Below are 22,216 nucleotides of genomic sequence, written 5' to 3' on the forward strand. Positions count from 1 at the left end.
CTGCAACATAAAGTTGCTTTGGTCACTTCATCAGACATTGAAAATCAAAAATTGTTTTTGATGCTCGATGCTGTGAGTGCCCACACAGATTGCTTGATTCAAATTGTTAAAGAGCGATGCAGCTTTTTCTGCTGCGGGAGTGGCATTCTACTCAACCGCCTTCTCGAGTCAAGCCTTATTTGCAAAGGCTTTTCGAGGTTATCGACTCAGGCTTTCTGCGTTGCCGCTTGCCGTGTCGATGGAGGCGCATTATAGGGAGTGAATTCGTTCTGGCAACCCCTCCACTGCAATAAAATTGCAAAAAACTTCACTTTTTTAGTTATTCATCTCCAAACACAGCTTTTATACAAACTTATCCACAGAAACGGCCTTCCGGTTGTTAGAATGGCCGAAAACAAGGAGGCCAAGATGGACTTGCGACTGAGACCCTACAAAGGAAAACGCCCACAACTGGGCAAGCGAGTATATGTAGACCCCTGCGCCACCCTGGTGGGCGATATCGAGCTGGCCGACGACGCCAGCATCTGGCCCATGGTGGCGGCACGGGGAGATGTGAACCATATCCGCATCGGCGCCCGCAGCAATATTCAGGACGGCACCGTATTGCACCTGACCCGCAAGAGCGCCAGCAACCCGACCGGCTATCCGCTACTGATCGGTGAGGATGTCACGGTCGGCCACAAGGCGATGCTGCACGGCTGCACCATCGGCAACCGGGTGCTGGTCGGCATGGGTGCCATTCTGCTTGATGGCGTCGTGGTTGAAGATAATGTGATGATCGGCGCAGGTTCGCTGGTGCCACCGGGCAAGCGACTCGAGTCGGGCTTTCTATATATAGGTAATCCCGTCAAACAGGCTCGCCCGCTCAAGCCGGCCGAGGTCGCCTTCCTCAAAACCTCGGCCGACAATTATGTGCTGCTCAAGGATGAGTATCTGCAAGAGACCTTATAGGGCTGGCAGAAACAGGAAGCCCGGCATGATGCCGGGCTTCGCTTCTTATATAGCTATATAGCCGTGCAGAACGGCTGACCGGAGATCAGTGGGCCTGATCCCAGTTGTCGCCAGTGCCCGCTTCCACCACCAGCGGCACATCCAGTTCGGCTGCAGCAGACATCTTCTCCTTGATGATGGCGATGTACTCCTCCAGCTTCTCTTCGCAGATCTCGAACACCAGTTCATCGTGTACCTGCATCAGCATACGGATCGACTCATCTTCAATCCCACGGATCCAGCTGTCCACGTTGATCATGGCGCGCTTGATGATGTCGGCAGCCGTACCCTGCATGGGCGCGTTGATGGCGGCCCGTTCGGCAGCCTTGCGCAGACCGGCGTTGCGGGACTTGATATCCGGCAGATATAAACGACGGCCAAACAGGGTTTCGACATAACCCTGGGCTTCCGCCTGCTGGCGGGTGCGCTCCATATACTCCAGCACGCCCGGATAGCGTTCGAAGTAGAGATCCATGTACTTCTGCGCCTCGGCACGGCCGATACCCAGCTGCTTGGCCAGACCGAAGGCGCTCATGCCGTAGATGAGGCCAAAGTTGATCGCCTTGGCGCTGCGGCGCATGTCACTGGTCACCGCATCAAGCTCCACACCAAACACCTCGGCGGCGGTCGCCTTGTGGATGTCCTTGCCCTCGGCAAAGGCGGTCAGTAGCCCCTTGTCACCGGAAAGGTGCGCCATGATGCGCAACTCGATCTGGGAGTAGTCTGCCGCCACCAGCTTGTAACCGGCGCACGGGATAAAGGCCTGACGGATCCGGCGCCCCTGTTCGTTGCGTACCGGGATGTTCTGCAGGTTGGGATCGGTGGAGGAGAGTCGACCGGTTGCCGCCACTGCCTGATGATAGGAGGTGTGTACCCGTCCGGTCTGCGGCTTGATCATCAGCGGCAGCTTGTCAGTGTAGGTGGACTTGAGCTTGGCCAGACCACGGTGCTCCATCAGGAGGCGCGGCAGCTCATAGGTCTCAGCCAGCTCGGCCAGCACCTCTTCCGCAGTGGATGGCGCACCCTTGGGGGTCTTTTTGATGATCGGCAGCCCCAGCTTGGTGAAGAGGATCTCCCCCAGCTGCTTGGGCGAGGAGAGGTTGAACTCCTGCCCGGCCAGCTCGTGGGCCTGCTTCTCCAGTTCCGCCAGACGCACTTCGATCTCCTGACTCTGCTGATGCAGCAGCTTGGGTTCGATAGTGGTACCGAGTCGCTCCATCCGCGCCAAAACCGGCAGCAGCGGCAATTCGATCTCGCTGAATACTTTGGCTAGGCCCGGCTCGGCAGAGAGCTTGCCCCACAGCGCCTGATGCAGACGCAGGGTGATGTCGGCATCTTCCGCTGCGTAAGGAACCGCCTGCTCCAGCTCGATCTGGTTGAAGGTGAGCTGCTTGACCCCCTTGCCGGCGATATCCTCGAACGAGATGGTTTCGACGTTCAGATACCTGCGGGCCAGCGAGTCCATGTCGTGGCGGCTGGCGGTGGAGTTGAGCACATAGGACTCGAGCATAGTGTCGTAGGCGATACCCTGCAGCTCGATGCCGTGATTGAGCAGCACGTTGCGGTCGTACTTGAGGTTCTGCCCAACCTTGAGGCGGGCCGGATCTTCCAGCAGCGGCTTGAGCTTGCCGAGTACCACGGCCTCGGTCAGCTGGACCGGCGCCCCCAGATAGTCGTGGCCGAAGGGCACGTAGGCTGCCTTGCCCGGCTCGATGGCAAAGGAGACGCCAACGACCCGCGCCTCCATATAGTCGAGACTGGTGGTCTCAGTGTCGAAGGCAAACAGCGGCGCCGCCTGCAGCTGGGCCAGCCAACCGTCGAATTCGGCCTCGTCCAGAATGCAGCGATAGTCGGTCTCGATGGCGGATACCGGGGCGACACCTTCATCATCACCTTCGGCTTCGCTCTCATCAGCGTCGCCGGATTCCAGCTCTTTGATCAGGTTGCGCAGCTCGTACTCGCGATAGACCGCCAGCAGAGCCTCCTTGTCGATGGGGCCGAGCTGCAGCTCTTCCAGACTCTGCTCCAGCGCCACGTCGGTCTTGATGGTGGCCAGCACATAGGAGAGGCGCACCTGCTCTTCCTGCTCACGGAACTTGTCGGCGAACGCCTTGGAGCCACGGAAACCGAGCGCAGCCACCTTGTCGAGGTTGGCGGCGATCTCGTCGATGCTGCCGATCCCCTGCAGCAGGGCCAGCGCAGTCTTCTCGCCGACGCCGGTCATGCCGGGGATGTTGTCCACCTTGTCCCCCATTAGGGCCAGGTAGTCGATGATGAGCTCGGGCGGTACGCCGAACTTCTCGATCACCCCTTCCCTATCGGTCTTCACGTCCTTCATGGTATCGATCAGAGTGACATGGTCGGAGACCAGCTGCGCCATGTCCTTGTCACCGGTACTGATCAGTACCGGCAGCTGCTTCTCGGTCGCCTGACGGGCCAGAGTGCCGATCACATCGTCCGCTTCTACCCCCTCCACCATCAGGAAGGGGAAACCCATCGCCTTGATCATCTGATGGATGGGGGCAACCTGGCTGCGCAGATCGTCCGGCATGCTGGCCCGGTTGGCCTTGTATTCGGGATAGATGTCGTCGCGGAAGGTCTTGCCCTTGGCATCGAACACCACGGCCACATGGCAGTCGGGATACTGCTTGCGCAGGCTGCGCATCATGTTGGCCATGACACGGACGGCGCCGCTCGGCAAACCGGTCGAGGTGCGCAGATCGGCCTGCTGGGAGGCAAAGAAGGCGCGGTAAAGATAAGAGGAGCCGTCGACCAGAATAAGGGGGTTGCTAGGGGCCATGAAATCGTCCTGCCAGAGATAAACAGCCGCTAGGATGCCACAGCCCCCCCCTCACACCAAGAGGGGCAAAGACCCGGCAGAAAGAGCCACACAAGCCTAAAATCTGTGGATAACTCTGTGCTCAAAAATGGAGTCGCGGAAAAACCACAGTGACAACCCTGTGGATAAAAAACAAAAAATACATATATAACAATATATTGAGATCACAAAAACTGATCGCCAGACCATGAGGATGATCTCGATCAATGTGGAAAAAAATTTAAGGGAGTAGGTACGGCAGGATCCGAAACGAAACAATCGTAGCACAGCAAGATGACTTGACCAGCGGATGGCGAGCGATAACCATACAAAAGTACAACAATCCATCTTGGCTCACATTTTCAACAACAAGGAGTTTGCCATGAAAAAAGTGGCCGTGATTTTGAGTGGCTGCGGCGTCTTTGACGGAGCAGAAATCCACGAGGCCGTCATCAGCTTGCTGGCGCTGGCACGTCAAGGTGCTGCCGTGCAGTGCTTCGCTCCGAACGTCACGCAGCTCCATGTCATCAACCACCTGACCGGTGAAGTGAGCGAGGGGGAGAGTCGCAACGTGCTGGTCGAAGCAGCGCGTATCTGCCGTGGCCAGATAAAGGATGTAGCCGAGCTGGACGCGGCCGATTATGACGCCCTGCTGGTACCCGGCGGCTTTGGCGCAGCCAAGAACCTGTGCGACTTCGCCATCAAGGGGGCGGAGTGCCGAATCCAGCCTGACGTGCTGAAGGCTTGCCAGAGCTTTGCCAATGCCAACAAACCGGCCGCCTACATCTGCATCGCTCCGGCCATGCTCCCACTCATCTACGGCGCCGGCACCCTGGCCACCATAGGCCATGACGAAGGCACCGCCAACGCCATCGAAGCGATGGGTGGCAGCCACCTCAACTGTCCGGTCAACGAGTTCGTGGTGGATCAGGAGCGCAAGGTGATCTCTACTCCTGCCTACATGCTGGCCAGCAATATCGTAGAAGCGGCAGACGGCATCGAGAAAACCGTCAAGCAGCTGCTGGCACTCTGATTGCCCGGCTGACCAAAACAAACGGGCCGCTCATGGAGCGGCCCGTTTTCAATTCTCGCGGATAGCGACCGATCAGATGCTTTCGCCCATCTGATCCATCTTGCCCAGCAGGGCACGCAGACGCTCCTGCCATGCAGCGTGCTCGTTGCGCAGCTGATGGTTCTCGTCTTGCAGCTTGGTGTTCTGCTCTTTCAGATCGTCCAGTTCCATCTTCAGCAGGGAGATGTTGTCGACGGCGGATTGTACTTTGGATTCGAGTTGCTCAAGGACTTCTAGTGACATATGCATACCTGTTTGTTCAATTGCGATGCCCCACAGAGGGCGATTCAAGCGCGTGGAGCCAGCATACCCCGAGCCTATCGGCACAAACAAGCCAGTGCGCTGCAAAATGCCTCTTCCACAGAGGTATTGTCTAAATATGCGTCTATTTTTCTCGCATCCTGCGCAGCTTACCGGTGAAGAGCGATATAGCCCCCCATCAGCAGGCAGCCAACCCCGTACATCAGCAGGCCATAGAGCAGGTTGCCACGCAAGATGGCCGCAGCACTCAGGTTGTAACGGGAGGCCAGCGCCAGATTGGATCCGGAGAGCGGGCTGGTGCCCGTGGCAATCCCCCACCCCAGCAGAAAACACATGCCGAGCAGGCTGGGATCCGGTGACAGAGGCCAGAGTAGCGGCGCCAGTCCGGAGATACTGATGAGCGGGTGTACCCCGACGATGGCGACCAGCAGGATCAGCAAGAGTGCGAGAGATGCCTCCAGCCAGCCGAAGTGGTTGAACAGCGGTAAACCGTGCCCGCCACCGAGATCGATGACCGATACGGCGCTGTTGATGCCGGCAGCCAGCAGGCCAGCCCCCAGAAACAGCACCAGTTGACCACCGATGGCAGGAAAGCGCTCCACCACCTGCCTTTTGAGCGCGGCCTTGCGGCCGATATGCGGCATAAACAGCAGCGCCAGCAAGGGTGCCACCAGCGCAATAACTGCCATGATGCCGAGATCTGGCCAGATCTGCTTGATGAGCAGCACCAGACCGGCCAGGGTGATCGGCAGCCCCAGGGTCTGCAGCCGCAGTGGATAGCCGGCAAAATCCGCCACCCCGATCCGCTCTACCTGCCAGGCCGTTATCGTCATTGCCAGCAGGGTCGCCACCACGCCAAACGGCAAGATGTTCGACAGCTTGAGACCCGGTGCGTAAGTGAGTGCCACCGCCATGGCGACAAAGAAGGGGGACCAGAAGGCGGCGACGCAGAAGATGCGGCTCAGCACCAGCACCTGACGTCGCTCAAGGGTACCGTTACGTTCCAGCCGATCCCCGATGATAAAAAGCACCGAGAGGTTGATGACGGCCCCCAGCAGATTGAGACTGGCCATGGTGCTCCACAGCCCCTTGCGCCCTTGCCATGAAGTAGTACCGGTCAAGAGACCCGAGGTAGCGAGATTGAGGGTGCTCACCGCAGCAAACATGGTGAGCATATTGATATTGGGCAGCAGCCAGGCATCGGCCCTGAGGCTGGCTCCCCGCCACCAGGAGAAGAGCAACAGCACAAACGCAGCACCGTAAAGTGCCAGCGCCTGCCGTCTGGCTGCGCCGGCCAGCCAAGGCCAGGTGAGCATGGAAGCGGCCCAGGCAGCAATGGCCGCCGGCCAGGGAGAGAACCCCAGATAGAGATGCAGCAGGTTGAGCAGCCACATCCCCAGGATCAGATAACCCGACCAGCGTTTGGCCATCGACTACTCCGGCCGGGAGATCAGAGGCACTGATCCATATCCAGTGAAGGCTTGTCACACTCCGGACGGCCGACGATCTTGGCGGGTACGCCAGCGACTGTGGTATGGGGTGGCACCGGGTTGATCACCACACTGCCAGCGCCAATCTTGGCGCCCATACCCACCTCGATATTGCCGAGCACCTTGGCGCCCGCCCCTATCATCACCCCTTCGCGGATCTTGGGATGGCGATCGCCACTCTCTTTGCCGGTACCACCCAGCGTCACGCTCTGCAGGATAGAGACGTCATCTTCAATGACCGCCGTCTCGCCCACCACTATGCCGGTGGCGTGGTCGAACATGATCCCCTTGCCGATGCGGGCGGCCGGATGCACATCGACCCCGAATACCACCGAGATCTGGTTCTGCAGGTAGAGCGCCAGCGAGCGGCGCCCCTGACGCCACAGCCAGTTGGCGACCCGATAGCCCTGCAGGGCATGGAACCCCTTGAGGTAGAGCAGCGGAGTAGAGAAGAGGTCAACCGCCGGATCGCGATCCTGTACGGCACAGATGTCGGCGGCAACTACGGTCAGCAGCTCCGGCTCGCTGCGCAGGGCCAGCTCGATCACCTCGCGCAGGGCGATGGCGGGCATGGTGGCGCTGTCGAGCTTGTTGGCCAGCTGGAAGCTGAGGGCCGAGCGCAAATTCTTGTGATTGAGAATGGTGGAGTGGAAGAAGCTGGCCAGCATCGGCTCCTGGGCCGCCATGCACTGTGCTTCTTGCTGAATTTTCTGCCAGGTTTTGGCAACCAGATCATCCATGTTGCAGCCTACTGTTGTTCAGGGTGAGGGCTCTGTTGTTCTTTTATCAGCACCGAGATGGGGTCCATGTGGATAATTACGTCCATTCGCTCGAAAGCCTGGCGCACGGCCAGCTCGGCTTCATCGGCGATTTGATGGGCCTTGACCAGAGGGATCTGATCATCCAGCTCCAGGTGCAGCTGCACAAAGCGGGTCGGCCCCGACTGGCGGGTGCGCAGATCGTGGACGCCGTGAACCCCTTCGACGGCGCAGCAGAGGGCCATTATTCTCGCTTGTTCTTCGGCTGGCAACTGACGATCGAGCAGTGCCTGCACCGATTCGTAACCAATATGCAACGCCCCCCACAGCAGGAACAGACCGATCAGGATGGCAAACAGGCCGTCGGCCCAGTACCACCCCTGCCCCGCCAGCACCAGCGCCAGCAGCACCCCGGCGTTGAGCAACAGATCGGAGCGGTAGTGCAGCATGTCGGCCTTGATGGCGACGCTGTTGGTCTTGCGAATAACGAAGCTCTGGAAGCTGACCAGCAGCAGGGTCAGCACGATGGAGCCACCACTGACCCAGAGGCCTGCCTCCAGCCGCTCGATGGGTGCCTGCTTGAGCAGCGACGAGATGCCGTGCATCACCAGCAACAAAGCGGAACCGGAGATAAAGGCTGACTGGATGAGTCCGGCCAGCGACTCCGCCTTGCCGTGACCGAAGCGGTGCTCGTCATCGGCAGGGGCCAGCGCATATCGGATGGCCAGCAGGTTGATGATGGAGGCGCTCACATCCATAAAGGAGTCGGTCAGGGATGCCAGCAAGGTTGATGAATCTGTCATCAGCCAGGCGATCAGTTTGCCGATGATGAGCAGAGTGGCGGTCGTGACGGCCGCCATGCTGGCAAAGGTAACCCAACGGGAATATTGTTGATGGCTCAAAACCGGCTTTCCTCTGGCGATGAAAAACTTATTATACCCTGACCCCGGCGTCAGTTTGGCGCGAAAATCTGCGGAATAACACCCGATGAACAGAATACTCTTGGTCGACGACGATCTTGAATTGACCCAGTTGCTCACCGAAATTCTGACCCTGGAGGGATTTCAGGTCACGGTCGCCGAGGATGGTGAAGAGGGGCTGCAACGACTGGCAGAGCAGAGCTTCAATCTGGTACTGCTCGATGTGATGATGCCCAAACTCAACGGCTTCGCCATGCTGGCCAAGCTGCGCAAAACCCATGAAACACCGGTACTGATGCTGACCGCCCGTGGCGACAGTCAGGATCGGGTCAACGGTCTTGAAGCGGGGGCCGACGACTATCTGGCCAAGCCTTTCGATGATCGGGAGCTGCTGGCCCGGGTGCGCGCCATCCTGCGCCGCACCCAGAGCGCCCCGCCCCAGCGCGGCAACTCCTCCGACGAAGTCAGCTTCATGGACATAGTGCTGCAACCCGGCCTGCAGCAGGCCCGCTGCGGCGAGCAGCTGCTGGAGCTGACCGCTACCGAGTTCGGCCTGCTGGAGTGCCTGCTGCGCAATCCTGGCCAGATCGTCAGCAAGAGTCACCTCTCCGAGCAGGTGCTCGGCAAGAAGCTGGAGCCCTTCGATCGCGCCATCGACATGCACCTGAGCAACCTGCGCAAGAAACTGCCGGAGCGCGCCGATGGTCAGCCCCGCTTCAAAACCGTACGGGGGCGCGGCTATCTGTGGCTAGAGCAAGAATAAAGGGGGGCACCTCCCTCAACGGGATCTCGACCCACATCTTCCTCTGGTTCTGGTTTATGTTGCTGGTGATCCTCGCGGCAGTGATCAGCCTGCCGACGCTCGATCCCCGCAACCAGATCCCGCTGCCCACCCACGAGGTGGCGCGGATGCAAAACAATGTGCAGGCGCTGCTCAATGCCGCCGACCCGGATCAGGATTTCGATCTGGCCAAGGCGATGGACAAGATCGCCATGCTGCCGGTGGACAACGTCTATATCCGCGACGAAAAGGGGCAGATCCAGTCAACCACCCATCCCCGCAAGTTTGTGGTGCGCTTCATGGTCGATGCCGATGACCCGGGCAAGCCCATGCTGCGCAACGAGCACCGCAAAGCGATCGCCGGCCCCTTTCTGATGCAGCATCACGGCCACAGCTACCACGTCTATTTCGGGCTCAATGCCGAAAACCCCTACCTGTTCCTGTTCATTCAGGTGCTGGATCACCCGATCCGCATTCTCGGGGTGGCCATGCTGATCAGCACGCCGCTCTGTCTGCTGCTCGCCTGGCGGTTGACCCGCCCGATCCTGCAGTTGCAGAAATCAGTCTCCCAGCTGGCAGCTGGCAACCTTGAGGTGCAGATCCCCAACCTTGGCCGCCGCGACGAGATCGGCCAGCTGGCCGATCATGTCAGCCGCATGGTGGAAACGCTCAAGAGCATGATCCAGAAGCAGAAACAGCTGCTTTCAGACATCTCTCACGAGCTGCGCAGCCCCTTAACCCGGATGCAGCTGGCGCAAGCGCTGATCCGCCGCAAGCAGGGCGATAGCGCCGAGCTGGCCCGGATCGAATCGGAGATAGGCCGCCTGGACAAGCTGATCGGTGACCTGCTCGACCTGTCGCGGGTACAGCAACATGTGGAGGCCCCCGTCGTGCAGCCGCTGGCCGACCTGCTGGAGCCCATGCTCGAAGATGCCATGTTCGAGGCAAACCAGAGCGGCAAACAGCTCAGGCTGCCGCAACTGCCGACCGAGTCGATCCAGATGTGGCCGGAGCTGCTCTCGCGGGCCATCGAGAACCCGCTGCGCAACGCCCTCAAATATGCCCGCGAGTTCATCAAGGTGGAGTGGTATCGGGATGGCAAGGAGTGGGTGATGACCATTCGGGATGACGGGCCCGGCGTACCCGACGAGCAGCAGCCGCTGCTGTTCCAGCCCTTCTTCCGGGTCGATGATGCCCGCAATGCCAAGACCGGCGGAACCGGGCTGGGGCTGGCCATCGCGGCGGAGGCGATCCAGCGTCACGGCGGCACCATTGCCGCCAGCAACAACCACCCGACCGGCCTCACCGTCACCATCAAACTACCGGTCGCCTGACCCTTTTCATCGGCACGGGCGCTGGGTATGCTGGCGCCCCTTCTTGCCTTTACATCTCTTTGCAGGAGCTCGTCATGCTCGATATCGTCCTCTACCAGCCGGAAATTCCGCCCAATACCGGCAATATCATCCGGCTTTGCGCCAACACCGGATACCGGCTCCATCTGATCGAGCCGCTGGGTTTTGAGTGGGATGACAAGCGGGTGAAGCGGGCGGGACTCGACTATCACGAGTTTGCCGAGGTGAAGCGCTGGCCGAGCTATGAAGCCTTTCTGGCAGAAGTGGCGCCCAAGCGGGTATTTGCCTGCACCACCAAGGGACGCACCGCGCACTCGGCCGTGCAGTTTGCCCTTGGCGACGCCCTGCTATTCGGCCCGGAGAGCCGCGGCCTGCCCATCGAGATCATCGAGAGTCTGCCATTCGAGCAGCGGGTACGCATCCCCATGCTGCCCCAGAGCCGCAGCATGAACCTCTCCAACGCGGTTTCGGTCTTTGTCTACGAGAGCTGGCGCCAGCTTGGTTATCCCGGCGCCATGTAAGCGCCACCGATGATCAGTGGCGGGCGTCCAGCAGGCGCCCGCTTCGCTCCAGTCGCCAACAGGTGACCCCCAGTGACAGGCCACGCCCCACCATCAGCGTCGCCATCGCGGCCCACAGTGCCGCAACACCCCACGACTGACAGAGCCACCAGATCGGGAAGAAACCGCCAAATGCCGCCAGCAGCATGCTGTTGCGCATCTCTTTCGCCCGGGTCGCCCCGATGAATACGCCATCCAGCAGGAAACACCAGACCGCCAGCAAGGGCATCACCACCAGCCAGGGCAGGTGGCGGGTTGCCTCTGCCACAACCGCCGGAATATCGGTGATATAGCCGATAAGGTGGCTACCGAAGAGGGCAAATATCAGGGTAAAACCGCTGGCGATGAGGGCCGCCCAGCCCAGATTGAGCAGGATAGCCTCCCGCAGCCGGTGCCGATCCCGCAAGCCGATGGCTCGCCCGACCATGGCCTCGACGGCATAGGCGAAGCCATCGAGCCCGTAGGAGATAAGCATCAGGAAGTTGAGCAGCACCGCATTGGCCGCCACCGCCACATCGCCCAGTCGGGCACCTTGCAGAGTCATAAAGGCAAAACAGAGCTGCAGGGATAAAGAGCGCAGGAAGATATCGCGGTTGAGGCCGAGCAGCCGCACCATGGGAGCAAGCTGGCGCCAGCGCTGCCAGCCATCCTGCCACACCGTTGGCGCCAATTGCCGCAGCTGACGAGATACCAGCCAGATGCCGACCCCCAGCGCGCAGTAATCGGCCAGCACCGAGGCCGCCGCCACGCCGCGCACCTGCCAGCCGAGCCCCAGCACAAACAGGGCGTCGAGCGCCATGTTGACCAGATTGGTGAGGATCAGCATCACCATGGGGCTGCGGGCATCCTGCATCCCCAGCAGCCACCCCATGATCACCAGATTGCAGAGCGCCGCCGGAGCGCTCCAGATCCGCACCGCCACGTATTGGCCAGCATAGAGCTGCACCTCGGGCGAGCCGCCGCTCAGGGCAATCAGCCATGGCAACAGGGGAAACAGCAACAGAAGCAGGGCCAGCCCGAGGGCAACGGCCAGCCCCAACCCGCGCAGCAGGGTATCGAGCTGAGCACGACCGTCGGCGGCGCCGTGCGCCTGCGCCGTCAGTCCGGTGGTGGACATTCGCAGAAAGCCGAGCAGCCAGAAGATGAGATTGATGAGGGTCGCCCCGACCGAGACGCCCCCCAGAAACCAGGCCTGCCCGAGATGACCGATCACCCAGGTATCCACCAGCCCCAGCAGGGGGGTGGTGATATTGGAGAAGACCATCGGCAGGGCGAGGGCAAAGACGGCGCGGTGGCGAGAGGTATCTCGCCACCAGGGAGCAACAGGATGCGTCACTCTCAGTGGCCTGTCAGCTTCAGGATGCGAGAGAAGTCGGAGAGCATGCTATCCATCTGCACCAGCGGTACCTGGCCGCGCTCCACCTTGGGCCGGAATACCCCCTGCAACTTGCCTTTGGGGTTGATGAGGACGATGGAGGCGGAGTGATCGATCAGGTAATCCTTCTCCCCCTCCTTGGCGATGGAGTAGACCAGCCCCAGATTGCGCACGAACGGGAACAGCTTGTCGTGTGGCGCCGTCGCCGCCTTGAACTCGGGGTTGAAGAAGGCGGTATAGGTTTTGAGACGGGCCGGATCATCGCGCTGGGGATCCGCCGATACAAAAACCACCTGAGTGGTCGGCGCCAGCTTCTTCAGCTGATCGTAGACGGAGCGTATATCGGCCAGCGTGGTGGGGCAGATATCGGGACAGAAGGTGTAACCGACGAAGAGAAAGGTCCAGTGGCCCAGCAAGTTGGCTGGGGTGAATGGCTTGTTGTCGGCATCGATCAGCTGGAAGTTGTTGATGTCCCGCCCGACCGGATAGTAGTCAGCATGCTCCGGCCGTTTTGGCTGGGTGAGGTAGAAGGCAAGGATCAGGCAGCCTGTCAGCAGCAGAAACAACAGGGGATAGCGAAGCTTCATCATAACAAGAGACCCTTTCGGTTCAGTACACACAGCATCGATAGCCAGACAGGTGGGGGATTGTACCCCAGCAGGACATGAACTGGAGACTCCTTGTACACGGCTCTGTCAGGAACAGACCGTTTGGTTCAATTAAGCAGCAACCGCAAAAACAAAAACCGGCTCGTGTGCGAGCCGGTTTTGTGGGTCTCTGGCGCCATCCATCCCCTTCACGGGCGGTTAATGCGCCTCTGCTGCAGCATTTTGCCGAGCGCTCTGGCACTGATGGGGATCACTGGTGCCAACCAGTTTTCCCGCGACTTGGCAACACCATGGCTCCGCTTGAACAGCAGCACAAGCTGTACCACCTTCTCTTTCGGGCAACCCAGCCAGAGCGTCCAGTGCGAGCCCTTGTGGTGCAGCCAGAGCCCATAGAACCAGGTCAACCGGCTGCCTCTGAAAAAACGGGTGATGGAGGATACCGGTGCCAGTTCCCTCACCTCTGTATCCCATGGAGATCTCGATGCCATAACCAGTCCTCCCTGACCGACAAGTTATGCTGTTTCGCCTGCCCGACTCTGCCGGCAGCACGGCGACTTGCCATACCACGAGTGACGCCCCATGGCAGGGGCGCCCCCTCTCCCTTCATATCCCGTGAAGGTGCATTGTCCACGCTTGTTCTGACTTTGCCCCTATTACCCGCCACAAGCCGGCAACGCATGGCAAGAAGTCTCTTTATTGGCGAGACCCTGATTTGAGCATATATCCGAAATGAATGATTGGCAGCCACTCCCTTCGTCGAACGCCTGTTGAGTCTCGCAGCAATGGGCTAGCGGCCAGGCCAACAGGAAAGGCGCAAAAAACAAAACGGCCTCCCGCAGGAGGCCGTCTCATGGCAAAGGGGAAATTACATCCAGTCGGCGTTGCGGATCACGCCGACGGCCAAACCCTCGATAGTAAGGTGCTGGCTGGAGAGATCCACCTCGATGGGGGAGAGCTCTTCGTTTTCCGGCAGTAGCCACACCTGGCTGCCCTTGCGCTGGAAGCGCTTGACGGTGACATCCTCATCGAGACGAGCCACCACCACCTGACCATTGCGCACCTCCTGAGTCTTGTGCACAGCCAGCAGGTCGCCATCCAGAATGCCGATGTTCTTCATGCTCATCCCCTGCACCCGTAGCAGAAAATCTGCCCGCGGATGGAACAGGGCGGGATCCACCTGGTAGTGGCTCTCGATATGCTCCTGCGCCAGGATAGGTTCACCGGCAGCCACCTTGCCAATCAGGGGCAGGCCGCTCTCTTCCAGCACCTCTTCCTCCTCTTCAAGCAGCAGGCGGATGCCGCGGGACGTGCCCGGCATGATCTCGATGACCCCTTTTTTGGCCAGGGCCTTCAGATGTTCTTCGGCCGCATTGGCCGACTTGAAACCAAGCTTCTGGGCAATCTCGGCGCGAGTCGGCGGCATGCCGGTTTCGCTCATATTCGCCTTGATCAACTCCAGCACTTCGGCCTGGCGGGGAGTAAGGGGTTTCATAGAATGGGCACCTGTCTTTTTATACAGCACACTGGCAGTATATACAGTGTAGTGACCAAGGCAAGGCAGAGCTGACATTTGTCGCGACAAACCGCTCATTTATCGCTGTTTTGATCCTGCGCAGCTGACTCATCGTACCTCTCGGCGACAAGGGGCCGTCGATTTGCTATGCTCACGCCGCATTTTTTTGGAGAGCAGACGCACATGTCCCTAGGACAGAAGATTTCCAGAGCCATCTTGCAATGGCCGGTCAGCGGCTTGGTCAATCACAAGAGCCTGCCGGAAAATCCCATCACAGAACTCAATCTGGATCCGGCCAGACCCATCGTCTACGCCCTGAAGACCAGTTCGATCACTGACCTGATGACCCTGCAGCAGTGCTGCGAGGATCTTGGTCTGCCCGGCCCCTTCACCCCGCTGGAGCTTAACGGCCAGCTGCTGCCGCGCTATGTCTGTCTGGATCGTCCGCCTCCCCTGTTTGGCAAACGCAGCAAACCGCTCCCCTTCCTGCAGGAGTTCCACCAGCTGCTGGATCTGCATAAGCAGGATCCCGAACTCGATATCCAGGTGGTGCCCGTCACCCTGTTCTGGGGCCGCGCCCCGGGTCGGGAAGGCGAAGAGGCTTCCGGCTGGAACATCATCAGCAGTCTGGCGCCGAACCGGCTGAAGAAAGCGCTCATCGTGATCCTCAAGGGTCGCGAGAATCTGGTGCGCTTCTCGCCGCCGCTCTCCCTGCGCTATATGGCGGACAAACATGGCACCGACGAAGGGATCGCCCACAAACTGGCGCGGGTGGCTCGCACCCATTTCAGCCGCCAGCAGCTGGCCGCCACCGGTCCGAAACTGCCGAACCGCCACCTGCTGTTCAAACAGCTGCTCGACTCCGAAGTGATCCAGCAGGCGATTGAAGAGGAGGCCCAGCGCGAAGGGATCAGCCTCGAGAAAGCCAAGAAGCGGGCTCACGGCTACATGGACGAGATCGCCTCCGACTTCTCCTATCGGCTGATCCGTCTCGGCGAGAGTTTCCTCGGCTGGCTGTGGAACAAGCTCTACCGCGGGCTCTCCGTCAACGGCGCCGAGAAGGTACGCCAGCTGGCACAAGAGGGACACGAGATCGTCTATGTCCCCTGCCACCGCAGCCACATGGACTACCTGCTGCTCTCCTACGTCATCTATCACCAAGGGATGGTGCCGCCCCATATCGCGGCGGGCATCAACCTCAACTTCTGGCCGGCGGGCCCGATTTTCCGCCACGGCGGCGCCTTCTTCATCCGTCGTACCTTCAAGGGCAATCCGCTCTACAGCACGGTATTTCGTGAATACCTCAACCTGCTGTTTGCCAAGGGTTACTCGGTGGAGTTCTTCACCGAGGGTGGCCGCTCCCGTACCGGTCGCCTGCTACCGCCCAAGACCGGCATGCTGGCGATGACTCTGCAGGCGATGATGCGCGGGCTGGACAGACCGGTCACTCTGGTGCCCGTCTATCTCGGTTACGAGCACGTGATGGAGGTGAACACCTACCACAACGAGCTCAAGGGCAGCCGCAAGGAGAAAGAGAGCTTCCTGCAGGTGCTCGGCATCCTGCGCAAGCTGCGCAACTATGGCCGTGGCTTCGTCAACTTCGGCGAACCGCTGACCCTCAACAGCTACCTGAGCGAGCATATTCCCGACTGGAAACAGCACATCGGGGAAGAGGAGCGTCCGGAGTGGATGGCGGGCACCGTCAACGAACTGGCCGAGCTGCTGATGACTCGCATCAACGGGGCTGCCGCGGTCAATGGCCTGACCCTGAGCGCACTGGCACTGCTGGCCGCCGAGCGTCACGCCCTGACCCGCGACGAACTGCAGGCCCAGCTCAACACCTATCTGGATCTGCTCAAGCAGGTGCCCTACAGCCCGCACAGCACCATGCCGGCCGAAGATGCCGCCACCCTGCTGGATCAGGCGATGGAGCTCAACAAGTTCGAGGTGAGCGAGGACAAGCTGGGCCAGATCATCAGTCTCGACCGCTATCAGGCGATCCTGCTGACCTACTACCGCAACAACATCCTCCACCTGTTCGCCATGCCCTCGCTGGTAGCAGCCCTGATCGAGCGCTGCGAAGGGATCTCCCACAGCGAGCTGCTGGCCCGCTGCATCGACATCTATCCGCTGCTCAAGACCGAGCTGTTCCTGCGCTACGAAGAGGATGAGCTGCCGGAGCTGGTCGAGGCCCTGCTGGCCGAACTGCAGCGCCAGCAACTGATCGAAGCGCGTGATGGCGGCTACTGGGTCAACCCGGCCAACCAGATGCGCCTGCTGCTGCTGGCGGAGAGCATTCAGGAGACCCTGCAGCGCTACGCCATCGTGCTGACCCGGGTGCTGGCCCAGCCCCATATCGAGGCGGAGCAGCTGGAAGCGGACGGCCTGATGATGGCAGAACGCCTCGGCACCCTGCACGGCATCAACGCCCCCGAGTTCTTCGACCAGAAGCTGTTCAGCACCCTGATCCACACCCTGCGCAAGGAGGGTTACTTCTCCTCCGACTGCAAGCCGGATCTCGGCCGCTTCCAGGCTCTGGCCGACAACATAGTGCCGCTGCTGAGCAACAAGATCCGCCGTACCATTCAGGCGGGCAACCAGCTCTGATCTGCAACGCAAACAAAGAAGGCCGCATGATGCGGCCTTCTTTTTTATCGGAGTTTGCGCGGGAACAGGTCACGCCAGCAGGTAATCGAGCACCAGGCCGATGAAGATCAGCGCTCCCACATAGTTGTTGTTGAGAAACGCCTTGAAGCAGGCTTCGCGTTCGCGCTCGCGGATCAGCCGCTGCTGGTAGACGAAGAGCACGCCAGCCCCCAGCAATCCCCAGTAATACCAGCCCCCCAGCGCCATCAGCTGGCCAACCACCAGCATGATAAGCAGGGTGCCCAGTTGCAGCGCCCCGATGATCCGCTTGTCGTTGCGGCCAAACAGGATGGCGCTCGATTTGAGACCGAGCTTGAGGTCATCGTCCCGATCCACCATGGCGTACTGGGTGTCATAGGCGATGGTCCAGAGCAGGTTGGCCAGGAAGAGCAGCCAGGCAACGAGGGGTAGAGCGTTGGCCTGCGCCGCATAAGCCATGGGGATCGACCAGGAGAAGGCCAGCCCGAGCACAAACTGCGGGTTGGAGATGAGCCGCTTCATGAAGGGGTAGCAAACCGCCAGCAACAGGCCGATAAACGACAGGCTGATGGTGAGCGGGTTCATGGTCAGCACCAAGGCAAAAGAAATGAGCGCCAACACGAAGAAGAGCGCCAGCGCCTCGCGCGGATCGACCCTGCCGGTCGGCAGCGGGCGCCCGGAGGTACGTTTGACATGGCCATCGAAGTCGCGATCCGCATAGTCGTTGATGACGCAACCAGCCGAGCGCATCAGAAAAACACCCACGGCAAAGACGATGAGATTCCAGAGGTTGGGGACACCACCTGCCGCCAGCCAGAGCGCCCAGAGGGTGGGCCAGAGCAGCAGCAGGGTACCGATGGGTTTGTCGATGCGAGCCAACTGCATATAGGCCAGCCCTCGCTCCTTGGTCAACAGATTCACTCCAGCTCCTTGTTACAAACGAGAGAAGGCAGAAACAGCTCGTGAACCAGCAGTGGCCACGGCCCCAGAAACAGGCGGGAGCGACGCCCCCAGACCACGGCAGCCGGACAGCGGGGATTGGCGGCGATCTCGAAGCGCGCCACTTGCAGATGATCGCGCCGCGCCGGCTCGTGGCCGAATATCCGCTCACCGAGCGGCTGCTCGCCAAGATCGGCCAGCCCGCTTCCCTCCAGCGCCACATCGGCAAACAGGGTCCAGCCCAGAACCGCCGGCCCCCGATCGCCGTGCAGGATCACCTCGCGGCAGATCCCGGCCGGGGTGGGCGCATCCACCAGCCACTGCTCATCGGCAGTGAGAGAGACCTGATGATTGCCAAGCCACTCGACCGAGAAGTGGCTGTTGTGCTGACGCAGCCGCCGGGTCATGGAGCCCGGCTCCAGCAACCAGGGGCGCAGCGAGGCCGGTAATTCACAACTTTCCGGAGCCAGCCAGCTACCCGAGAGCGTGAGGGGAACAGTCAACTCGGACTTCACAGCATCACCATCCAGAGATTTCCGTGTTCAGGTTAAAATCCGGTTTATTATCCGTAAATCAATCGCGAAATGTAAGAACATCCGTGCTTGACGGCCCCGATGGCAGCATCAAAAATGGGGTATCTCTTGCTGATGAGCCATCCATATGAAGCTATTCAAATTTCTGCTGGTGTTGTTGCTGAGCTGCGGTGCACTTCAGGTCTATGCCTCCGGAGGAGAGGAGCCACCCGCAGAGGGAGAGGCGGCCGCCGCTCCCAAACCCGGCTTCTACTACCACCTGCTCGATCCGGACATCATCACCAACTACCTGAGCGATGGCAAAACCCTCGGCTACGTCCGGGTGACGGTAGAGTTGATGGCAGCCAACGAGGGCGACCTCAAGCTGCTGGAGCAGCATGATCCGCTGATCCGCGACGCCATCATCCGCCTGATGGGCAGCAAGAGTGCTGACCAGATCAAGTCTCTGGTCAGCCGCGAAGAGCTGCGCAAGGAGTGCGAAGCCAAGGCAAACGAGCTGCTGGTGAAAGAGACTGGCAAGAAAGCGGTGCGCGAGCTCATCTTCACCAAATTCCTCTACCAGTAACGTTTCATTCGCAAACCCGCCAGCAGGGATTATCCCCGGCTGGCGGGTTTGTCGTTTATTCGAAATGAAAATTGATTACAATACGCCCGTCGAGTCGTAGAGGTAATCGTTATGGGCAGCAAGACCCTGTGTGAGTGGCGCCGCCACGAAATCCCCACTGATCTCAAGGCGCTGCGCAAGATAATCCGCAAACCCAAATTCGTCTGCGGCAAATGTGCCCGCAGTGCCAACGAGAAAGGCTACCTCTGCCAGCCGCTGCGGCTGAAAGAGGAGTAACGCCTCCCCGTCAGGACGTTATTGATCCGTCCACCCCTGCCGTCCCTGCTCGAACAGCCGGCGGGCCTGCATGTCGTTCGGGCAGACACCGCGATACTCACCACCGGAGCGACCGGCCAGATAGAGGTGCTCCGGGCGACAATACCAGGCCAGCCCTTTCTGGCGTCCCTGCTCCCACAGTTCGCTATCCACCTTCTTGCCGCACTGGGCCTGATGGAACTCGACCCGCTCGGCGGTGAACCCCAGCTTGCCATCGGCCTCCCCGACATCGCTCCACACCTTCTCGCAGGGATCGTTGTTGGAGGCGCAGCCACCCAGCAGGGCTGCCAGCAGTATGATGGTGAGTCGCATAGTCATCCTTGAGTGTCGTTTGAGCAGTTTATTCTTATCCAGCCACCCGGTGACCACAAGAGGCACACGCCAGCCCTGTGAGCGCCGCAAAAAAAAATCAGGCGGGCACAATGCCCGCCTGTTCATTCAATGCTGTGGTTCACTGGTCATCGAAAGGGTCATCATCCTGCCAGCTTTCGTCTTCCCACTGATCCAGCTCCTCTTCCCAGGATTCCGGCTCCCAATCATCGTCTGACGAGTCGTAATCCGGCTTGTGTCCACCCATCTTCACTCTCCTTGGATAGTTCACCCGCAATCCAATTCTATCCGGAAATGTCGGGCTCGCCAGTCGTCAGAGTTCAAAGTTTGACCAGAGTGCGCCCCGCGATTTGACCCAGCGTGATGGCCTCGGCAGCCTCGACCACCTGCTCCAGCCCGATCTCGGTAACCGCCTGAGCAAAGAAGCTGGCTGGCAGATCCCGTGCCAGTCGCTGCCAAGCCAATTGACGACGTGCCAGCGGGCACATCACCGAATCGACCCCCTGCAGCCGCACATTGCGCAGGATAAAGGGCATCACGCTGGTCGGCAGATCGAAGCCGCCCGCCAGCCCGCAGGCTGCCACGGCGCCGCCGTAGTTCATCTGGGCCAGCAGTTTGGCCAGTACCTGACTGCCGACGGTATCGATGGCACCGGCCCACAGCTGTTTCTCCAGCGGTTTGGCAGGCTCCAGCAGCTCGCTGCGTGGCACGATGCGGCTGGCACCGAGCGCAGTCAACATGGCACCCTGCTCTTCGGGACGACCGGTCAGCGCCGCTACCTGATAGCCAAGGGCCGCCAGCAGGGCGACCGAGGCGGAGCCCACGCCGCCTGCAGCGCCAGTCACCAGCACCTCACCGCTTGCCGGGGTAATGCCCGCCTCTTCCAGCGCCAGCACGCAGAGCATGGCGGTAAGGCCGGCGGTGCCGATGCACATGGCCTGCCGCTCATCGAGCCCGGCTGGCAGCGGCACCAGCCAGTCGCCCTTGACCCGCGCCTGTTCAGCCATGCCGCCCCAGTGCCCTTCGCCCACGCCCCAACCGGTCAGCACTACCTTGTCGCCGGGCTGATAGCGGCTGTCGGCGGATTCGAGCACGGTACCGGCGAAGTCAATGCCGGGCACCAGCGGCCACTGTCGCACAATCTTGCCCTTGCCGGTGATGGCCAGCCCGTCCTTGTAGTTGATGGAGCTGTAGCTTACCGCTACCCGCACCTCTCCCTCCGGCAACTGGCTCTCGGTCAGTCGGGTCAGGGTCGGAATGGTCTTGCCGTCTTGGTTTTCCAGTAACAGAGCCTTGAACATGGTTGCCTCTTTGATGGGGATTGAAACGGAACGGTTAGCTGCTTTGGCGCTTTTGCAATTCGAACTCGAGGATCCGGGTCGTCTCTTGCACCTCGTCGCCAGCCAGCTTATGCAGGATCATCTCGGCAGCCATGCTGCCCATTTTGCGATAGGGAACCTGAACCGATGTGAGGGCAGGATAACAACTCTTCGCCACATCGGAATCATCAAAACCGGCGATAGCCAGCTTGCCGGGCACGCTCAGGTGCCGTCGTAGGCACTCGAACAGCACGCCGGCCGCCAGCTCATCGTTGACGCAGATAAGTGCATCGAGTTCTGGCCAACGCAGCAGAAACTCCCCCAGCATGGCAGCACCGGTGCTGAAACTGGGCGCCTCCGAGGTATTGATCACCATATCGGGCGAGAGATAGCTCTCCAGCATCGCCTGCTGCCAACCGCGCATGCGCTGCTGCAGCATCCACTGCTCCTGGCGGGCACAGAGAAAACCGATATTGCGGTAACCCCGCTCGATGAGGTGACGGGTCAGACGATAACCGGCCTCCTGATTGGAGCCGCCGACACAGAGATCCATGGGATGGGGTACCAAAGCCCCTACCTCCACCACCGGCAGGCGACTGTTACGCAATAGCGCCTTGTCATCTGGCGACTCAAGGCAACCCAGCACGATCACGGCGGCGGGGTTGTACTGCAACAAATGCTCCAGATGTTCGCTCTGCTGGCGCAGATGCTGGGCATCGCCCAGCACCAGCTGATAACCGGCCTTCATCAAGATGGGTTGCAACCCGGCCATCAATTCGGCACTGGCGCGATCAAGCAGGCTCGGCACTATCACCAGAATCACATGGGAAGTACCCGACGCCAGCGCACCGGCGGCACGATTGGGGATATAGCCGAGCTCTTCCACCGCGGCTTCGATACGTTCGCGCATCTTGTCGGAGACCAGTTCGGGGGTACGCAGGGCACGGGAGACCGTCATGGCCCCCACTCCGGCCAGCTGGGCCACATCGTTGAGGGTCACCCGACCCGTGCTACGGCGCTTTTTCGCTTCTGACATCCATCCCTTCCTCGGCTTGCGGCTGCTCACTTTAAGGCAAAAGAGCGCCACTGACT

Annotated in this window: 24 protein-coding genes; 9 read left to right on the forward strand and 15 right to left on the reverse strand. The window is 60.3% G+C overall.

Going from position 1 to position 22,216, the window contains the following annotated elements; translation table 11 throughout:
* Both AAHA41_RS21550 and AAHA41_RS21555 read left to right on the forward strand, forming a co-directional pair.
* The coding region (locus tag AAHA41_RS21550) for a hypothetical protein (RefSeq protein WP_323070711.1) at window positions 1-255 on the forward strand (255 nt) is incomplete at its 5' end.
* 153 nt (window positions 256-408) lie between these two features.
* Window positions 409-951, forward strand: coding sequence for a gamma carbonic anhydrase family protein (locus AAHA41_RS21555; protein WP_216994903.1), 543 nt, complete (start codon window positions 409-411; stop codon window positions 949-951).
* A gap of 85 nt (window positions 952-1,036) precedes the next feature.
* Here AAHA41_RS21555 and polA read toward each other — a convergent pair whose 3' ends face one another.
* A complete protein-coding gene (polA, locus tag AAHA41_RS21560; RefSeq protein ID WP_323070712.1) occupies window positions 1,037-3,790 on the reverse strand; it encodes a DNA polymerase I in 2,754 nt (917 codons plus the stop codon).
* Window positions 3,791-4,190: 400 nt separating this feature from the next.
* Between polA and elbB the strand changes: the two genes are divergently transcribed.
* The gene (elbB, locus tag AAHA41_RS21565) at window positions 4,191-4,841 is read left to right on the forward strand and encodes an isoprenoid biosynthesis glyoxalase ElbB (RefSeq protein ID WP_323070713.1); all 651 of its coding nucleotides are present in this window, start codon (window positions 4,191-4,193) and stop codon (window positions 4,839-4,841) included.
* Between the two features lie 72 nt (window positions 4,842-4,913).
* On the opposite strand, the gene AAHA41_RS21570 is transcribed toward elbB, so the two are convergent.
* From AAHA41_RS21570 to AAHA41_RS21585, 4 genes are all read right to left on the reverse strand, one after another.
* Window positions 4,914-5,123 (reverse strand): cell division protein ZapB, encoded by a 210-nt coding sequence (locus AAHA41_RS21570; protein ID WP_033113622.1) that lies wholly within the window; start codon window positions 5,121-5,123, stop codon window positions 4,914-4,916.
* Between the two features lie 167 nt (window positions 5,124-5,290).
* The gene (locus AAHA41_RS21575) at window positions 5,291-6,571 is read right to left on the reverse strand and encodes a hypothetical protein (protein ID WP_323070714.1); all 1,281 of its coding nucleotides are present in this window, start codon (window positions 6,569-6,571) and stop codon (window positions 5,291-5,293) included.
* Between the two features lie 20 nt (window positions 6,572-6,591).
* Entirely contained in the window at window positions 6,592-7,371 is a 780-nt protein-coding gene (gene cysE / locus AAHA41_RS21580) for a serine O-acetyltransferase (RefSeq protein WP_033113620.1), read from the reverse strand.
* Between the two features lie 8 nt (window positions 7,372-7,379).
* Window positions 7,380-8,291, reverse strand: coding sequence for a cation diffusion facilitator family transporter (locus AAHA41_RS21585; protein ID WP_323070715.1), 912 nt, complete (start codon window positions 8,289-8,291; stop codon window positions 7,380-7,382).
* A gap of 85 nt (window positions 8,292-8,376) precedes the next feature.
* On the opposite strand from AAHA41_RS21585, the gene AAHA41_RS21590 reads away from it, so the two are divergent.
* The 3 genes from AAHA41_RS21590 to trmL all read left to right on the forward strand — a co-directional run bounded on the left by AAHA41_RS21590 (window position 8,377) and on the right by trmL (window position 10,963).
* Window positions 8,377-9,072, forward strand: coding sequence for a response regulator (locus AAHA41_RS21590; RefSeq protein ID WP_041210792.1), 696 nt, complete (start codon window positions 8,377-8,379; stop codon window positions 9,070-9,072).
* Entirely contained in the window at window positions 9,054-10,424 is a 1,371-nt protein-coding gene (locus AAHA41_RS21595) for an ATP-binding protein (RefSeq protein ID WP_198493550.1), read from the forward strand. The genes AAHA41_RS21590 and AAHA41_RS21595 overlap by 19 nt, the downstream gene beginning before the upstream one ends.
* A gap of 74 nt (window positions 10,425-10,498) precedes the next feature.
* The gene (trmL, locus tag AAHA41_RS21600; protein ID WP_042030399.1) at window positions 10,499-10,963 is read left to right on the forward strand and encodes a tRNA (uridine(34)/cytosine(34)/5-carboxymethylaminomethyluridine(34)-2'-O)-methyltransferase TrmL; all 465 of its coding nucleotides are present in this window, start codon (window positions 10,499-10,501) and stop codon (window positions 10,961-10,963) included.
* Between the two features lie 13 nt (window positions 10,964-10,976).
* On the opposite strand, the gene dinF is transcribed toward trmL, so the two are convergent.
* From dinF to lexA, 4 genes are all read right to left on the reverse strand, one after another.
* Window positions 10,977-12,338 (reverse strand): MATE family efflux transporter DinF, encoded by a 1,362-nt coding sequence (dinF, locus tag AAHA41_RS21605; RefSeq protein ID WP_323070716.1) that lies wholly within the window; start codon window positions 12,336-12,338, stop codon window positions 10,977-10,979.
* A gap of 2 nt (window positions 12,339-12,340) precedes the next feature.
* Window positions 12,341-12,967: an SCO family protein gene (locus tag AAHA41_RS21610; protein WP_043851866.1), complete on the reverse strand. Its 627-nt coding sequence runs from the start codon at window positions 12,965-12,967 to the stop codon at window positions 12,341-12,343.
* Between the two features lie 206 nt (window positions 12,968-13,173).
* On the reverse strand, window positions 13,174-13,473 hold the full coding sequence (locus AAHA41_RS21615; RefSeq protein ID WP_323070717.1) for a hypothetical protein: 300 nt from the start codon (window positions 13,471-13,473) through the stop codon (window positions 13,174-13,176).
* A 377-nt stretch (window positions 13,474-13,850) separates the two neighbouring features.
* Window positions 13,851-14,477 carry a transcriptional repressor LexA gene (gene lexA / locus AAHA41_RS21620; RefSeq protein ID WP_033113613.1) on the reverse strand — a complete coding sequence of 209 codons (627 nt, stop codon included), beginning with the start codon at window positions 14,475-14,477 and terminating at the stop codon, window positions 13,851-13,853.
* Window positions 14,478-14,681: 204 nt separating this feature from the next.
* Here lexA and plsB point away from each other — a divergent pair, with 204 nt between their 5' ends.
* Entirely contained in the window at window positions 14,682-17,105 is a 2,424-nt protein-coding gene (gene plsB / locus AAHA41_RS21625; RefSeq protein ID WP_201931708.1) for a glycerol-3-phosphate 1-O-acyltransferase PlsB, read from the forward strand.
* Between the two features lie 69 nt (window positions 17,106-17,174).
* Here the strand turns inward: plsB and ubiA are convergent, their stop codons facing one another.
* The gene (ubiA, locus tag AAHA41_RS21630) at window positions 17,175-18,044 is read right to left on the reverse strand and encodes a 4-hydroxybenzoate octaprenyltransferase (RefSeq protein ID WP_323070718.1); all 870 of its coding nucleotides are present in this window, start codon (window positions 18,042-18,044) and stop codon (window positions 17,175-17,177) included.
* Entirely contained in the window at window positions 18,041-18,577 is a 537-nt protein-coding gene (locus AAHA41_RS21635; RefSeq protein ID WP_043851864.1) for a chorismate lyase, read from the reverse strand. The genes ubiA and AAHA41_RS21635 overlap by 4 nt, the downstream gene beginning before the upstream one ends.
* A gap of 145 nt (window positions 18,578-18,722) precedes the next feature.
* Here AAHA41_RS21635 and AAHA41_RS21640 point away from each other — a divergent pair, with 145 nt between their 5' ends.
* Both AAHA41_RS21640 and AAHA41_RS21645 read left to right on the forward strand, forming a co-directional pair.
* On the forward strand, window positions 18,723-19,160 hold the full coding sequence (locus tag AAHA41_RS21640; protein WP_033113609.1) for a flagellar basal body-associated FliL family protein: 438 nt from the start codon (window positions 18,723-18,725) through the stop codon (window positions 19,158-19,160).
* A gap of 111 nt (window positions 19,161-19,271) precedes the next feature.
* The gene (locus AAHA41_RS21645; protein WP_104016832.1) at window positions 19,272-19,436 is read left to right on the forward strand and encodes a hypothetical protein; all 165 of its coding nucleotides are present in this window, start codon (window positions 19,272-19,274) and stop codon (window positions 19,434-19,436) included.
* 18 nt (window positions 19,437-19,454) lie between these two features.
* Here the strand turns inward: AAHA41_RS21645 and AAHA41_RS21650 are convergent, their stop codons facing one another.
* From AAHA41_RS21650 to AAHA41_RS21665, 4 genes are all read right to left on the reverse strand, one after another.
* Window positions 19,455-19,787: a DUF2799 domain-containing protein gene (locus tag AAHA41_RS21650; RefSeq protein WP_042030392.1), complete on the reverse strand. Its 333-nt coding sequence runs from the start codon at window positions 19,785-19,787 to the stop codon at window positions 19,455-19,457.
* 139 nt (window positions 19,788-19,926) lie between these two features.
* A complete protein-coding gene (locus AAHA41_RS21655; RefSeq protein WP_255940094.1) occupies window positions 19,927-20,052 on the reverse strand; it encodes a hypothetical protein in 126 nt (41 codons plus the stop codon).
* Window positions 20,053-20,125: 73 nt separating this feature from the next.
* Window positions 20,126-21,106, reverse strand: a complete 981-nt coding sequence (locus AAHA41_RS21660; RefSeq protein ID WP_139394249.1) for an MDR family oxidoreductase — start codon at window positions 21,104-21,106, stop codon at window positions 20,126-20,128.
* Between the two features lie 34 nt (window positions 21,107-21,140).
* Complete coding sequence (locus AAHA41_RS21665) at window positions 21,141-22,160, reverse strand: LacI family DNA-binding transcriptional regulator (protein WP_323070719.1); 1,020 nt, start codon at window positions 22,158-22,160, stop codon at window positions 21,141-21,143.
* Window positions 22,161-22,216: the final 56 nt, after the last annotated feature.

The organism is Aeromonas sp. SER, from assembly GCF_038739615.1.
GTDB classification, from domain to species: domain Bacteria; phylum Pseudomonadota; class Gammaproteobacteria; order Enterobacterales; family Aeromonadaceae; genus Aeromonas; species Aeromonas jandaei.